The sequence below is a fragment of the Deefgea piscis genome (assembly GCF_019665785.1).
In the GTDB taxonomy this organism is placed as follows: domain Bacteria; phylum Pseudomonadota; class Gammaproteobacteria; order Burkholderiales; family Chitinibacteraceae; genus Deefgea.
The window spans coordinates 1544084-1559009 of the sequence record NZ_CP081149.1; the positions used below are offsets into that span (position 1 = coordinate 1544084).

The window sequence follows — 14926 nt, forward strand, 5'->3', positions numbered from 1 at the left end:
AGATTGTGAACGTCAGCCTATGATTAAGGGACTGGTAATGTAAGGTAGATCGATGTAATTCGAGTTTAAAACGGCAGCTGATTTGCCGCTGTAGTGGTTTTAGTGCTTTCCCGAATGATGAATTTCCTGATTTGGCAGCACGTTTATTACCACCTACAGTGCGCTGGTGCAACGCAACAAGGAAAAAATGATGCCCCTCGTTTCTCTGAATCAAATTTTGGATCATGCCGCTGAACATGGCTATGGCGTACCTGCTTTTAATGTGAATAATTTGGAGCAAGTCCAAGCTATTTTGCAAGCGGCCGATGCCACGCGCAGCCCGGTTATTTTGCAAGCCAGTGCGGGGGCTCGCAAATATGCGGGTGAGCTCTTTTTGCGGCAAATGATTCAAGGCGCAGTGGCTAGTTATCCGCATTTGCCGATTGTGATGCATCAAGATCATGGCACTAGCCCTGCGGTGTGTATGAGCGCAATTAGCAATGGCTTTTCGAGTGTGATGATGGATGGTTCATTAATGAGCGACGGTAAGACACCAGCCAGCTATGAATATAATCTTGAAGTGACCCGCGAAGTGGTAAAAATGGCGCATAGCTTTGGCGTTTCAGTCGAGGGCGAACTTGGGTGCTTAGGTCGTTTAGATACCGGAATGGGAGAAGAAGAAGATGGTGTCGGCGCGAATCGCGCTTTAACACATGCTGAAATGTTAACCGACCCTTGGCAGGCTAAAGAATTTGTTTTGGCGACGGGGGTCGATGCGCTGGCGATTGCCATTGGTACCAGTCACGGCGCGTATAAATTTTCATCGCCACCGACTGGATCGGTATTGGATATTGATCGCATTAAAGAAATTCATGATGTGATTCCCAATACCCATTTGGTGATGCATGGCTCTTCCAGTGTGCCGCAGGATTTATTGCAGCAAGTTCGCGATTTTGGTGGCGAGCTCAAACCAACTTGGGGCGTGCCTGTTGAAGAAATCCAGCGGGCGATTCGTTGGGGGGTACGCAAAATCAATATTGATACTGATTTACGTTTGGCAATGACCGGCGCGATTCGCCGACATTTAACAGAAAACCCCGCTGATTTTGATCCGCGCCAATATTTAAAACCCGCCATTGCGGCCATGGCTGCGGTGTGTCATGCGCGATATATTGATTTTGGTGCTGCTGGGCAGGCTGACAAAATCAAGCCAAAAGCATTAGAGAAAATGTTAGCTAAAGCATAGTCTAGCAGAGGGGTATTTAATTGATGGCTTTGATTAATAAAGCCTAGTATTAAATACCCCTATTACTTGGCGAGTGGCTTGATACTCGGCCATACAAAGCCACACATCTAAGAGGTGTTAAACGCTCACCGCAAGCCTTTTAGCCTATCTTATTTCGCTCGCCATTTTGGGGTTTACTCATCAGGCAGCGCATCTTTAAGCGTTTCTGCGATTTCTTCAAATTCGTGCTGTATCACAATAAAAGCCTCGATCACGCGTGGATCAAAGTGCGTGCCTTTGCCTTCAATGATAATTTTTACTGCGCTTTCATGGCTCATCGCTGGCTTGTAGGCGCGTTTTGCGCGTAATGCATCATACACATCCGCCAGCGCCATCAAACGAGCAGACAGCGGAATTTGATCGCCTTTTAATTTGAGTGGGTAACCACTACCGTCCCACTTTTCTTGATGTGAATAAGCAATTTCTTTGGCATAGCATAAAAAAGCACTCTCTTTACCCATCACCGTTTCTGCGGCAAGAATGGCGTCACGACCTAAGCGGCAATGTTCTTTCATCACTTCAAATTCGGCGATATCGAGTTTGCCTGGTTTAAGTAAAATGGCATCAGGAATACCCACTTTACCAATGTCATGCAAGGCGGCTGATTTCTCAAGCAAGGCAATATTGGCAAGGTTAAGTTGTTGGCTGAAATCAGGGTGGTGCATTAATTGAGTGGCCAGTCGTCCTACATAATGTTGCGTGCGACGAATATGATTGCCGGTATCGTTATCACGCGTTTCTGCCAATGAAGCCATGGCTAAAATAATCGCATCTTGGGTGTGCTCTAATTCTTCAGTTCTTTCTTTGACTTTGGCATCTAAAATGTCATTTTGATTTTTAAGGTTATTGAGTAATTGAAACAGCAATAAATGATTACGAACACGAGCCAATAAAATAGGAGGACTGACAGGTTTTAAAATAAAATCAACAGCGCCGACCTCAAACCCAAGTTGCTCATCAGCCACATCGGTCATTGCGGTTAAAAAAATAACCGGTATTTTGCTGGTGCTGGGCTCGGCTTTGAGCCGGCGGCACACTTCATAGCCATCAATGCCTGGCATAATGATGTCAAGTAGTATCAAATCGGGTAATTCAAGCTGGACCACTTCAAGCGCCTGCTCGCCATTAATGGCCACTTTTAATCGATAGCTATCCTTTAGCAAATGTATCAATAGCATCCTATTTTCAGGGCTATCGTCAACAATGGCTTTGTTGCACAAATCAACTAGAGGGTAAGTCACCCCTAACCCCAGACGGATTTATCCCACTCTTACCGTCATTGGCGTACCCAGTTGCGTGAAGCGATTTAAGATCGCTGCACGCACTTGCAACTCAGCCACCTGACGATCAAAGTCCCGCGCCATCACTCGTTCACCCAATAGTTTGAAGCATTGCATTTTGGTTTCTACCAAGCTACGTCGATGATACCCAGACCATTTTTTCCAGATGGCCCTACCCAAGTATTTGGTCGCCCGTAAGATGTCATTCCGCGCTCTCGCTCCGGCCGTATTTTCTTTCCGAAATTGTGCATTTTTCCGTGTAGGAATAATCGCTGCCGCACCTCTTGCCGCAATGGCATTGTGGCATTCTTTGGTGTCGTAAGCGCCATCACCGTAAATCGCCGCAATCTGTTCAGACTCGGGAATCTGATTCATCAATTCCGGCAAAATGGGCGCATCACCTGTTTTGTTATCGGTGACCTCGATGGCACGAATTTCAAGGGTTTCGGCATCAATGCCGAGGTGAACTTTACGCCACTGCCTACGATATTCAGCGCCGTGTTTTTTGGTTTTCCATTCACCTTCACCGAGCATTTTGATGCCTGTGCTATCGACGAGTAAATGCAGTCCACCCTGACTTTGACGGGCCGGAATCGTGACTTTCAGCGTTTTTTGTCGACGAGAGATCGTGCTCGAATCAGGAACGTTCCAATCTAAGTTGGCGAGCCGAAGTAGGCTTTCAACCATGCCGGTTGCTTGGCGCAATGCGAGGCCAAACAGGCATTTGATGGTGAGGCAGAATTGAATGGCAGCATCGCTAAAAGTGGGGTTTCGTCCGCGCTTGCCAGTGGGCTCAGCAGCCCATTTCAGCGCTGGATCAAGCCAAATCATTAATGCGCCACGCGATTTCAAAGCTGCGTGATAGCTTGGCCAGTTGGTGGTTTTGTATTTGTGGGGTGCTGGTTTGCTCATATCGCTATTCTATATCGCTATTCTACCAGCAGCATTGCGCCGCTGATTTGTGCAACAAAGCCGTCAACAATCAGCAAAGTGGGTAGCGAGTTTGTGGTCATTGAATTTAATTTCCAAAAATTTAAAATCGAAACTGAAAAAAATTTATAAAGTCCTTAAATTGGTATTTAGTTAACTGGCATTAATGATTTGTTGGAAATCAGTAATTTGCTTAACTTGGTATGTGCCGCCGAAAAATCACAGCATTCAATTGTTGAGGTGAGGTCAGTATAGTCATCGTTATTAAAAATTGAAGAAAAAGTAGTTCGATTGATTTCAAAAAAATCAAGTGCCTCACAGTCCATTTGTTTTAATAAGGATAGCAACTCATTTAGTAATAGTTGTTCTTCCGCGGTTGCCGATCGCGTTTTGTTATTTATTGTATTAGTGGTATTGGATTGATTTTTTGAATTACATACCACATTAGATAAGGAGTGTAATGTCGATTCAATATTTTTGAGCCATGGGGTTAAATCGCGGCGATCATTTTCTGTGCGTAAAAACTGTTCAATAATGCCGGCATCTTCAGCCAATTGAGTTGCACCTAAGTTAGCGGCAACGCCTTTGATGGTGTGGGCGTAACGGGAAGCTGTTACTCGATCATTGTTATCGATCGCCGCATTAATACGAGAAATACAATCGATTTCACTTTGACAAAATTGACGCATTAGCTGTAAATATAATGGCTTATTATTCATTAAACGGCTTAAACCACCGATTAAATCAATGCCGGGTAATTTAGCAATCGCGCTTAATGTATTGCTGATTTCGTCGGCGTTTTTTTCTTTTATTGATGGCGACGGCATTAAGCTGATCTGTGACGCTGTTTCACGCTCAGTATCAACATTCTGAGCGCTTGCTAAATGTAGTATTGAAGATTGCTGCTCATTGAGCGGCGTAGCAGGCTGTTTTTGTACTCTCCAGTGCTGCAAGCGCTCAAATAGAACTGCTGGGTCAATGGGTTTGGAAATATGATCGTTCATGCCAAGTGATAAGCAGCGTTCGCGCTCCTCGACCATTGCATGAGCGGTCATGGCGAGTAGGGGCACGGTATCGTAGCGGGTATCTGCTCGAATATGCCGGCTGGCCTCATACCCATCCATCACGGGCATTTGCATGTCCATCAGAATGACTGAAAAATAATGATTTGGATGTTGCTCTAAAATGCTGATGGCTTCTTGGCCATGATTGGCAATGGTCACTTCAATGCCGACCGAACTCATTAATTCAAAGGCAATTTGTTGATTAATTAAATTGTCCTCGGTGAGTAATACGCGCATACCCTTGAGAAGCGCATGGTTTTCTTGATCATGGCTGATTTGATCGCAGCGATTGGATTTTTGCTCAGGGGCAAACAGCTCGACCATGCAATCGACTAAGCTTGATGCCGTTACCGGTTTGACAATTACGGCATCGAGCAAATCATCACGAACCGTTTGGTGAACTTCTTCACGCTCAAACGCGGTGACTAAAACAATGCGTGGTTGGTTTTGTCCGGGTAGATGCTGGCGAATTTCTCTGGCGGCAGTAATGCCATCCATTCCCGGCATTTGCCAATCCATTAAAATCAAATGGAAAGGGTTTTTGTGCTGTAAAGCACCTAAGGCCATTTCAACGGCTGCTGCACCAGAGTCACAAATTTCGATTTGTACTGGCATGGTCGATAAAATTTCATGCAATAGTTGACGTGCGCTGTCGGTATCATCAACGACTAAAATGCGTAAATTGTTGACCTTGCTGGGGAAAACACGAGGTACATTTTCGATATCATCATGACCAAACCACGCAGTGAAATAAAAGCAACTGCCCATGCCTGGCTGGCTAGTAAATGCCATTTGTCCTGACATAATTTCAACCAGGCGTTTACTAATGGTTAAACCGAGGCCCGTGCCGCCATATTTGCGCGTGGTGCTGCTATCGGCCTGAGTAAACGGAGAAAATAAATGCTCTTGTTGTTCAGGGGTCATGCCAATACCGCTATCGCTGACTCTAAATTCTAACTTGACGCGATTATCCAGCTGTTCCACCAAGTTGATGCGAATATCGACTTCACCCTGATCGGTAAATTTGATGGCATTGTTAATCAGATTAGTCAGAATTTGGCCAAGCCGCAATGGGTCACCAATTAAATGCGCTGGAATACTCGTTAACGGATGAATAATAAATTCAAGGCCTTTTTCGTAGGCTTTTTGGCTAGTAATTGTGCTGACATTCGCGAGCACTTGATCGAGTTCAAATTTGATCTGCTCAATATGGAGTTTGCCGGCTTCTATTTTTGAAAAATCAAGAATGTCATTAATGATGCCAAGCAATGAGGTGCCGGCATTATGAATTTTGGCGACATAATCATGTTGCTTTGGGTTTAAATCAGTTTTTAACGCTAAATGGCTCATGCCAATAATGGCATTCATTGGTGTGCGAATTTCGTGGCTCATATTCGCTAAAAACATTGATTTGACGCTGGCTGCATCTTCGGCTTTTGCCTTTGCAATTTGCAGCTCGGCTTCGTTTCTTTTACGTTGACTGATATCTCTAGCAAATAATGTTGCAACCCAGTCTTCATTTTGTTGATAAATGGTAATGCCCACTTCGATAGATAGTTTGCTGCCACTTTTATTTTTTGCTTCTAAATCCCAAAATAAATTACCCACTTTATTTTTTGATTCTTCGTTTAAGTGATGACTTAAAATTTCATAGAGGAATGATTTTTCGGGCAATGCAATTAAATCAATGATTTGTTTGCCAATGGCAAATTGCCGCACAAAACCAAATGTGAGTTCTGCTGCACGATTCCAGTCGGTAATGATGCCTTGGTTATTTAGTAAAGCGACCGCCACGGGTGCGCCTTCTAGAACCGCTCGAGATCGCGCTTCGCTGTCGGTAAGCGCCATAGTCCGGCGTGCTATTTCTTGCTCTAAGCCATTTTGTTGTTCTGCTAGCTGTGTATTGCGGCTAGATAGTTCAACAAAAAGTTCTTCTCTGCTTGGTTGTGCGATGATTTCTTGTATTGATTGCAGTAATGATGGCGAAACGTTTTGTCCTGCAAACCCAAAAGAGTATGTCCATTGTGTGTTGTTGGTCGCCGCTTGTTTCTTAAAAAAGGTTTCAATTTCTTTGGGAGGGGCGACTAAAGCATTGGCCGTTAAATAAATACTTTGTTGGTCATAATGCAATGTTAAAACGCTGTTTTTGCCATCGATTAAGGCGCGAATAAGTAAAGAAAATCCAATCGCATAAAAGTCAATCAGATGCGAGGGGAGTTCGATACTTTGTAAAATACGCCTAAATTTAGTTCGAGCGGTGAATAAACTGGCTTCAGTATTGAGCTCGAGCTGTCCAAATGTTGCCGTTTTCATGGTAGATACCTCACTGCTAGGCATGTCGCATCATCATGCTCTTTGCCGTACTCTCGTAAGATCTCAACACAAAATCGATTCAGTGGTAGAGAGAACCAAGACATTAAGCGCAAATTATCCATGTGCTCACTAATGCCATCAGTCACTAAAAAAATCAGATCGCCAGCCATTAAGGGCGTTTCAACAATCCTTAGAGTCGGCATAATTTGCCCTAAAATACCCGATTGTGCCGCCACACCTTTCGGTTGATCTTTCATTCGGTACAGTATGGTATTGCCAATACCCACGGTACGAATTAAAGGTGGCTTTAAATGGGCAAGGGTCAATGCCGTCCCTCGGCTACCTTTGAGTTGAATATGTAATTCATGCATCAAACCCAATATATCGCTGCTGGCGTGGCTTTTTAGCCAAGATTCACAAAAGCGCGCTAATTCGTGTGCTTCTTCGCCATGCCCAAGTACATCAATTATGCCAATAAGCAGGCTGTCTTCTAGATCAATCACCACATAGCCGTCCCCTGTGACCGTTTCACCAAAGCAAGGTCTGCCAATATTGGCGTGTTGATATGGGCGTGTGGTTGGCTGAGTCATTTCCATTGCGATACCTTGCTGCAAATGCAGCGCAAACATTTGTTTAATTGAGCAGTAAACGCGTTTTTATTTGATGTTGATTGTCGTGTTTGATATTTAGCGATTGCTGCTTATTTCATCTGTTTTTGATACTGATTTAATAATCATTAAGCCATTTTTTCACGCGTATTCGGGTGCCATGATTTATTTTTGATTGGATGTCAAATTCATCGACCATACGTTTAACGCCAGGTAACCCCAAGCCTAAAGTACCTTTGCTGCTGAAATGGTCTTGCATCGCTTGCTCAATATTGGCAATGCCCGGGCCATGATCTTCGGCAATGATTTCAATGCTGCAATTATTTTGGTAATGAATATAAACTTCACCATATTGCGCATATTTAATAATGTTCATGGCTAATTCAGAAATGCAGGTGGCAATTTGGGTGGCCAATCCGGCATCGTTAAAACGTGATATGATTTCGGAATAAGTAAGCATGACTGCACCCCTGACATCATCTTCGTTATTAATGTCAAAGCGCTCGCAAGGAAACTCCTTTTTAGCGTCCATCTAATAACTCCAGCGCTTGTGCCACGCTGTTGGCACCATCAATTGCATTGAGCGCGACATTGAGCGCGCATAAGCCAGCAATAATGCCGGGACGTAAGCCAACAACAACCGTTTTAGCGCCAATCAGTTTGAGCATATGCGTGGTGTTGACAATCTGAATAAAGCTTTCACCATCTAAAATAGTGATGCCCGAAACATCGAGCAATACGCCTTTGGCACTGTGCTTGATGGTCAAATTCAATAAGTCTTCACGCAGCCATTGCAGCAAGATCGTATCGGGATCAAGTTGAATTGAAGCATACACGGCACCGGACACCATCGAGACGGGGATGCGCCGTTCCTCATTGGCAAAGTCCATTATGTGACCGTACGACCAATGATTTTAAATGCTTGCTCTAGCGCATCACGTAGCGTGGCGGTTGAGTTCACCTCATCGACATTGATGCCAAGGTTCACAATAGTTTGCGCGATCGCGGGTGAAATCCCAGAGATTAGGCTGGTGCAGCCCATCAGCCCCGTTGATTTAGTGATTTTAAATAAGTGGTTGGCCACCGCCGAATCAACCACCGCCACGCCAGAAATATCCATGATGAATACTTTGGCGCGGGTTTCACCAATGCGCGACAAAATCGTCATCATGATGTCTTGCGCGCGTTTCGAATCGATGATGCCGACTACGGGTAGCATTAAAATGTCTTGCCAAATTTGTGTGACGGGCGTCGACATTTCCATTAAAGCTTTGCTTTGTTTGCTGATGCGCTCATTGATCAGCCGAGAATAGGTTTCAACGACAATCGTGATGTCAAAGTGCATCAGCTTGGTGAGCGCACTAATGGCCGAGCTATATTCTTCGCTATACAGGCCGCCATCGTAGAGTTTTTTGGTGAAAATAATAAATGACACATTCATTGCCGCAAAATAGCTGGGCAAAGACAGGCCGACTCGGGCGTGGACTTCACCAATTTTTCGGCGCTCTTGTACGTAAGTGTCATCAACACGGGCATTAAAAAAACTACGCCAATAGTTAATCTGCTCACTACGCGCACGGCCCATGACTTCGGGGTTGCTAAATAACAGCTGATATTCGGGCAACTCAGCAATCCACTCATAAAAAAGTACCGCGTACTCTTCGAGTTTGGGCGTGATGATCGCTCCATACTTGCGAACCATGACCAAATCGCTTTCGTCAAGATCATGCATTTTCATTAAGCCTGACGTTTTCATTTCTCTAAGATCAGTTTGCATGAGGTATGTCCTTTTCTTGACTGACAATACGGTTTCGCCTGATTTGGTATAGCAGACACACCAAGTGCAAGCAATCCGTTCCCTTGACAAATAGATGACGTTTGTCGGCAAAGAAAGCGAGCATAACCGCGAATAGGGCTGATGAACTGAGGGGCGAGTTAGAGCAAATGGCGCAGCAATTGAGTACGCCGCTGCAGTTCAATGAATGACTGCTAGCGGCGTGTCTTGGTGGGGTTAACTGGCGATGTTAGTGGTTTTTATAGAGGGCGAGCGCCGCAGCGCGTTGCTCGGCATGGTCAACAATCGGTGGGAAATAATCGGTTTGTTCTAAGAAACTCACAAACAATGCGCCGCGCCGTTCATTGGCCGAAAAAGCCCAAGGTGAGTGAATCGCCACATCGGGCAGATCGGCCAATTCGGGCACATAGCGACGAATAAATTGACCGTTCGCATCGAATTTTTCCGATTGCAGCACTGGGTTAAAGATGCGGTTATATGGCTGAGCATCGCAGCCCGTTGACGCGGCCCATTGCCAGCCGCCGTTATTACTCGCTAAATCGTAATCGAGTAAGTGCTCGGCAAAAAATTGCTCGCCCCAGCGCCAATCAACCAGTAAATCTTTGACCAAAAAGCTGGCGGTAATCATGCGCAATCGATTGTGCATATACCCGGTTTGCGTCAATTGACGCATTGCGGCGTCGACAATCGGATAACCGGTTTCACCCGCGCACCATGCGGCAAATAATTCTGGATGATTCGGGAACGGCAATTGGTCGAGCTCGGGCTTAAACGTATGCTCAACTACATCCGGACGATGCCATAAAATTTGCGAATAAAATTCACGCCAGATGAGTTCAGATAACCAAGTTTCTGCGCCGATGCCGCCGTATTCATGCGCAAAACGCACGAGTTCACGAATCGATACCGTACCAAAGCGAATGTGCGCCGATAGATAAGAAACGCCTTTAATTGCCGGAAAATCCCGCGCGTCTTTGTAATCATTAATTCGGCGTTTGAAGTCTTCGAATAATTTTTCCCCGCCACTCATTCCTAGTGGCACTTTCAGCTGGGTGAGATTGGTTTTGGCAAAGCCCAGCTCTTTGAGGCTCGGGAAGTATTGTGGTTTGAGTGGTTTTAGTTGCTTGATGACGCGCTGAACAGGGTAGGGGGCAACATCTTGCTCGCGCAGTGTGGCCAGCCAAGTGCGTTTATACGGGGAGAACACACTATACATGCCACCGCTTTGCGACAAGATTTGATCTTGTTCAAAAATAACTTGATCTTTATAGGTATTAAAAGCTACGCCTTTTTCTTTAAGGCTTGCAGCAACATACCTGTCGCGCTCAATCGCTTTTGGTTCGTAATCGCGATTGCAATACACGGCGGTGATGCCAAATTGTTCGACTAGCGCCGGGATTTCAGTGAGTGGATCACCGTGGCGCACCACCAAATCGGTATTGTATTGGCGCAAGTCGGTTTTAATTTCTTTGAGCGCTTCCCAAATAAACTCCACCCGGCGGTCTGGTTTAGGAAGATCTTTTAAGATTGTCGTATCAAAAACAAAAGCCAAAATCACTTGATCGGCATTTTTTAGCGCTTCATACATCGCGTGATGGTCAAATAAGCGCAAATCGCGGCGCAGCCAGACGAGGGCGGTGGTGGTCATATTTATTCCTTTTGGTGGGTATCTGAATCTAGACATTAATAAAAAACCGCTAGATTCATATACCTATTGAATGCAGTGCGCGAAGTGCGAATGACGGGGACTGCATTCTGTTGCATTTTTGAATAAGCGCATCTTAACACTCTGCGCCTCGCTTGACTGTCTTTGTGTATTAGTTCAACAATACACTTATACACCAGCCAGCGGATTGCGCATGTTCATCTTAAACCCCGCTTTACCCACGCCGATTTATCGGCAAATCCAAGATCAAGTGCGCCGCTTGATTGCGGGTGGGCAATTGCTGCCGGGCACCGCGCTGCCGTCGGTGCGCGAATTGGCCGAAATTCACGCCGTTAATCCAATGACGATTTCCAAAGCCTACAGCCTGCTTGAAGCCGAAGGTCTATTGACTCGGCAACGCGGTAAAGCAATGACCGTCGCCGAGCACCCGCCGCCGCATATTTTACTCAGTACGCAATTGCAAACGATTTTACGCGACACCATCACCGCTGCGCGCCAACTGGGTTTGAGCGACGCCGAGCTGATTGCCGCCCTTCACGCTGAATTGAATCAGGATCAAGACCATGAATGATCGCAACCCTGTTGTATTGGAAACCTTAGTCACGGCTAAAGATGTCGCCCTCGGAGTCGTCAATTGTGCGGGGCAAACGCTAAGCATTATGCCGGGGCAAGTGGTCGGTTTGCTGGGTAAAAACGGCGCAGGTAAAACGACTTTGCTTGATGGTTTGCTGGGCTATACGTTTTTGAACGCAGGGGAGGTGACCGTGTTTGGTCACAATCCAACTGAATTACCCGCAGCAGTGTGCAGCCAGATCGGTTTTGTCGCGCAGCAAGATGATTTGCTGCCGTGGCTCACCGGCAGCGAAATGCTGGCGGCGACGCGACTGTTTTATCCACATTGGAATCATCAGTTAGTCGATCGTCTGCTTGATCGCTGGTCGGTGCCGGTTTGGCAAAATATCAGTGAGATGTCGGTTGGCGAGCGGCAAAAGCTGGCTTTGGTCGCCGCGATGGCGCACGAACCCAAACTGCTGGTGCTGGATGAGCCTGCCGCCAGCCTTGACCCACTGGCGCGCCGCGCTTTAATTGGTGAATTGATTGATATTGTCGCCGATGGCGAGCGATCTATTTTGTTATCTAGCCATATTTTTAGCGACATCGAACGCGTTGCTAGCGATGTGTGGTTGCTAGAAAAAGGCCGCATCACGTATCAAGGTGGCTTGGATGAGCTGAAAGAATCGGTGGTGCGTTTGCACTTAACGAAACCGTTGCAAGTGAATGGCAGCTTGGCGCTGACCACCAAGCAGGTGATTCGCACCGAGGTGAATACCGGGCGCGAAACGTGGATTATTCGCGGCTGGAATGAAGCGCTGGCTGCTGAGTGCACAGTCCAAATTAGCTCGCCCTATCAAGTTGAAGCGCTGGGGCTTGAGGATGCTTTTGTGGAGATTTCGCAATGAGCTTGGGTTATGACATCTTTGCCACGTGGCGCGATCCAGTAGTGAAAGCGCAGCGGGATTGGTTATTCCTGCAATTTTGGGGGCGGACATCGAATCAGCGTATGTGGTGGTTTTTGGGCTATCTGCTGTTGTTGTGCTTTATGTGGCTTTGGCCAAAAAATCACTTCCTAGTCACTTATATGGTCTTGGGCTTTCTAGCTTATTTTCATGCTACCAATGTAGTTGAGGTCATCGCTGCACTAAAAAAATGGCGTTTACGCCTTGCTCCGCTTCAGATTGTCATCGCACAAGCTTTATTACTTTATTGGCTCGCGTGGGGTTTGTTGGGATTGGTGGTTGGTTATCGCTCGGCAAATTTGACCTTGTTGGTTTTGCTGAGTCTTGTGCAGTTGAATGTTTTATTGATGAACTATTCAGTACCACAAGCACTGGATAAAAAAGCACTTAACCTGCTGAATGCACCAGTGCTGCAGGGGCAGGGAATTTGGGCTGTATTGATCCCGACATTTGCGCTGATATTGTTTCCCCAGCACGAAGTCTTAATTAGCAATATTCTACTTGCAGCCACATTTGGCTTGTTGTTGGCGGTAGCTTGGCAGTTGAGGAAATTCGGGTGCGCAAGTCAGCTTGCAAATATCAAACATGCAGAACGTCATACCAATGAAGTACCTCAGCAGAGCAAGCATCCGCTGCTGTTGCGGTTGGAAATGAATATGGGCGGCGCTTTGGATCAAAAAGGCCTGCGAAAAATTTTGGTTTCACTGCTTCTTGTCCCCTACGCATTCATCTTGATGTATCAACACCTACTGCCTGCATCATTCGCGACAGGCCAATGGGGCGCTGGGGCGTTTTTTGCAATACTCACTCCTGGATTTCTAGGGTTGTTTAATGGTCGACAGCAGTGGTCTGCTTCGTGGCTGGTGCGCAGTCATAGTCGGGCGCAGTTATGGCGGCAAGATGAGCTATTATTTTTAGGCGCATTATTGCTAACTGCTGTGCTCAATGGTGCCTTGTTACTGCTGCTGCAAATGGATAACGCAAAAAATATTTTGAATGCCGCGCTGTTGTTTGTGTTTGGTTTGGCCAGCTTACGGTATCTTATTTTTAGTGTGCCGTGGATGTCGATGTGGAATGTGAGTGCGGATGGTCGGACAAGCCAAGAAGCCTCCTTCAAGAGTTTTTTCTGCTTGGGCCTTTTATGGTACTGGCTCACCGTGATCTGGGGTTCTGGCGTGCAAAGTAACATCTCTGCGATGATTATAGCGTTTGGGCTGGTCGCACCAATTCTGGCTTATGTCTCCTTGCGCAAAGCGCTGAAAATCGATCTGGGAGCAATTCGACGAGTTAAACGAAGTTGAATGGTATGGGTATTGCTGTGTAGTCATTTATAATAAAGGCCTAGGGTTAAATACCTTAAGGCCTTTTTCTTTTTGAGTTGAGCAACTGCAGAGTCATCGCTTAGTCGCAGCGACTTTGCAAAAGCTATGCGATAATTGGGTTATGGAAAACGCCAACACAATGAATCTTTCTCGACACTTCCTGATCGCGATGCCGAATCTGGTCGATCCTATTTTCGCTAAATCACTCACTTATGTGTGTGAACACAATGAAAAAGGTGCGATGGGGGTGATTATGAACCGTCCGCTTGGCATGACGCTGACGACCTTATTTGAACAAATCGATCTGGAAATGCATCGTCCAGATGTGGCTGAATTGCCGGTGCATTTCGGCGGTCCAGTGCAGACCGATCGTGGCTTTGTGTTGCATACCCCACTGGGCGATTGGCAATCTTCTTTAATTATCTCTCCTGAAATCGGCTTAACCACGTCCAAAGATATTTTATTGGCGGTGAGCGAAGGCAAGGGGCCAGAAAAACTGTTTGTTTCTTTGGGCTTTGCTGGATGGGAAGCTGGCCAGCTAGAAAAAGAAATCTTTGAAAATTCTTGGCTGACGGTGCCGGTTGAAACCATGCAACAACTTTTTGATATCCCTTCTGAAGAACGCTATGCCGCTGCGCTGGCTTTATTGGGGGTGGATGTGGCGATGTTGTCCAAAGAGATTGGTCACGCATGAGTACGATTTTAGCTTTTGATTTTGGTGAAGTGCGAATTGGCGTGGCTACAGGCTCGACCGAAATCGGGATTGCAACACCCGTTGAAACCATTGCTTTTGAAGAAAACGATAAAAAATTTGCCCGTATCGAGGCGCTGATTAAAGAATGGCAACCTTCGCTGTTGGTGGTGGGTTTGCCGTGTTATCTCGATGGCACCGAGCATGATATGACGCGCATGGCCCGCCGCTTTGCTAATCGCCTGAATGGGCGATTTTCTTTGCCAGTGCATTTGGTCGATGAGCGCTTAAGTAGTGCCGCGGCCAGCTCGGCTTTAAATGAGACGGGTTTAAAAGGCCGTAAACAAAAAACGGCGTTGGATCAAGTGGCGGCGATGCAAATTCTGCAAACTTACTTTGATGGTGAGTCGTCGGCTACCGGCGCTAAGTAAGTGGTTTTTGGCGATGCCAAACGGTGTTGGCGACATTACCTAGCC

Annotated in this window: 14 protein-coding genes; 6 read left to right on the plus strand and 8 right to left on the minus strand. The window is 46.2% G+C overall.

Features of this window, described 5'->3' with window-relative positions:
• Positions 1 to 190: 190 nt before the first annotated feature.
• On the plus strand, positions 191 to 1225 hold the full coding sequence (fba, locus tag K4H25_RS07150; RefSeq protein WP_182075168.1) for a class II fructose-bisphosphate aldolase: 1035 nt from the start codon (positions 191 to 193) through the stop codon (positions 1223 to 1225).
• Between the two features lie 173 nt (positions 1226 to 1398).
• On the opposite strand, the gene K4H25_RS07155 is transcribed toward fba, so the two are convergent.
• The 8 genes from K4H25_RS07155 to K4H25_RS07190 form a co-directional block, all read right to left on the minus strand.
• Entirely contained in the window at positions 1399 to 2505 is a 1107-nt protein-coding gene (locus K4H25_RS07155) for a response regulator (protein ID WP_255588137.1), read from the minus strand.
• An 18-nt stretch (positions 2506 to 2523) separates the two neighbouring features.
• Complete coding sequence (locus K4H25_RS07160) at positions 2524 to 3456, minus strand: IS5 family transposase (protein WP_221020333.1); 933 nt, start codon at positions 3454 to 3456, stop codon at positions 2524 to 2526.
• Between the two features lie 167 nt (positions 3457 to 3623).
• Positions 3624 to 6851, minus strand: coding sequence for a response regulator (locus K4H25_RS07165; RefSeq protein ID WP_221022637.1), 3228 nt, complete (start codon positions 6849 to 6851; stop codon positions 3624 to 3626).
• Positions 6848 to 7447, minus strand: a complete 600-nt coding sequence (locus tag K4H25_RS07170; RefSeq protein WP_221022638.1) for a SpoIIE family protein phosphatase — start codon at positions 7445 to 7447, stop codon at positions 6848 to 6850. The genes K4H25_RS07165 and K4H25_RS07170 overlap by 4 nt, the downstream gene beginning before the upstream one ends.
• A 130-nt stretch (positions 7448 to 7577) precedes the next feature.
• Complete coding sequence (locus K4H25_RS07175; RefSeq protein ID WP_221022639.1) at positions 7578 to 7991, minus strand: anti-sigma regulatory factor; 414 nt, start codon at positions 7989 to 7991, stop codon at positions 7578 to 7580.
• Positions 7981 to 8349, minus strand: a complete 369-nt coding sequence (locus K4H25_RS07180) for an STAS domain-containing protein (protein WP_221022640.1) — start codon at positions 8347 to 8349, stop codon at positions 7981 to 7983. The genes K4H25_RS07175 and K4H25_RS07180 overlap by 11 nt, the downstream gene beginning before the upstream one ends.
• Positions 8349 to 9236: a protoglobin domain-containing protein gene (locus K4H25_RS07185; protein ID WP_221022641.1), complete on the minus strand. Its 888-nt coding sequence runs from the start codon at positions 9234 to 9236 to the stop codon at positions 8349 to 8351. The genes K4H25_RS07180 and K4H25_RS07185 overlap by 1 nt, the downstream gene beginning before the upstream one ends.
• Before the next feature lie 247 nt (positions 9237 to 9483).
• Positions 9484 to 10902, minus strand: coding sequence for a cryptochrome/photolyase family protein (locus K4H25_RS07190; RefSeq protein WP_221022642.1), 1419 nt, complete (start codon positions 10900 to 10902; stop codon positions 9484 to 9486).
• A 211-nt stretch (positions 10903 to 11113) separates the two neighbouring features.
• On the opposite strand from K4H25_RS07190, the gene K4H25_RS07195 reads away from it, so the two are divergent.
• From K4H25_RS07195 to ruvX, 5 genes are all read left to right on the plus strand, one after another.
• On the plus strand, positions 11114 to 11491 hold the full coding sequence (locus K4H25_RS07195) for a GntR family transcriptional regulator (RefSeq protein WP_221022643.1): 378 nt from the start codon (positions 11114 to 11116) through the stop codon (positions 11489 to 11491).
• Positions 11484 to 12380 carry an ABC transporter ATP-binding protein gene (locus K4H25_RS07200; protein ID WP_221022644.1) on the plus strand — a complete coding sequence of 299 codons (897 nt, stop codon included), beginning with the start codon at positions 11484 to 11486 and terminating at the stop codon, positions 12378 to 12380. The genes K4H25_RS07195 and K4H25_RS07200 overlap by 8 nt, the downstream gene beginning before the upstream one ends.
• Complete coding sequence (locus K4H25_RS07205) at positions 12377 to 13738, plus strand: hypothetical protein (protein WP_221022645.1); 1362 nt, start codon at positions 12377 to 12379, stop codon at positions 13736 to 13738. Before K4H25_RS07200 ends, K4H25_RS07205 begins: the two co-directional genes overlap by 4 nt.
• A gap of 160 nt (positions 13739 to 13898) precedes the next feature.
• Positions 13899 to 14453: a YqgE/AlgH family protein gene (locus K4H25_RS07210; protein ID WP_254456618.1), complete on the plus strand. Its 555-nt coding sequence runs from the start codon at positions 13899 to 13901 to the stop codon at positions 14451 to 14453.
• Positions 14450 to 14881 carry a Holliday junction resolvase RuvX gene (gene ruvX / locus K4H25_RS07215; RefSeq protein WP_221022646.1) on the plus strand — a complete coding sequence of 144 codons (432 nt, stop codon included), beginning with the start codon at positions 14450 to 14452 and terminating at the stop codon, positions 14879 to 14881. The genes K4H25_RS07210 and ruvX overlap by 4 nt, the downstream gene beginning before the upstream one ends.
• The last annotated feature ends 45 nt before the right edge of the window (positions 14882 to 14926 follow it).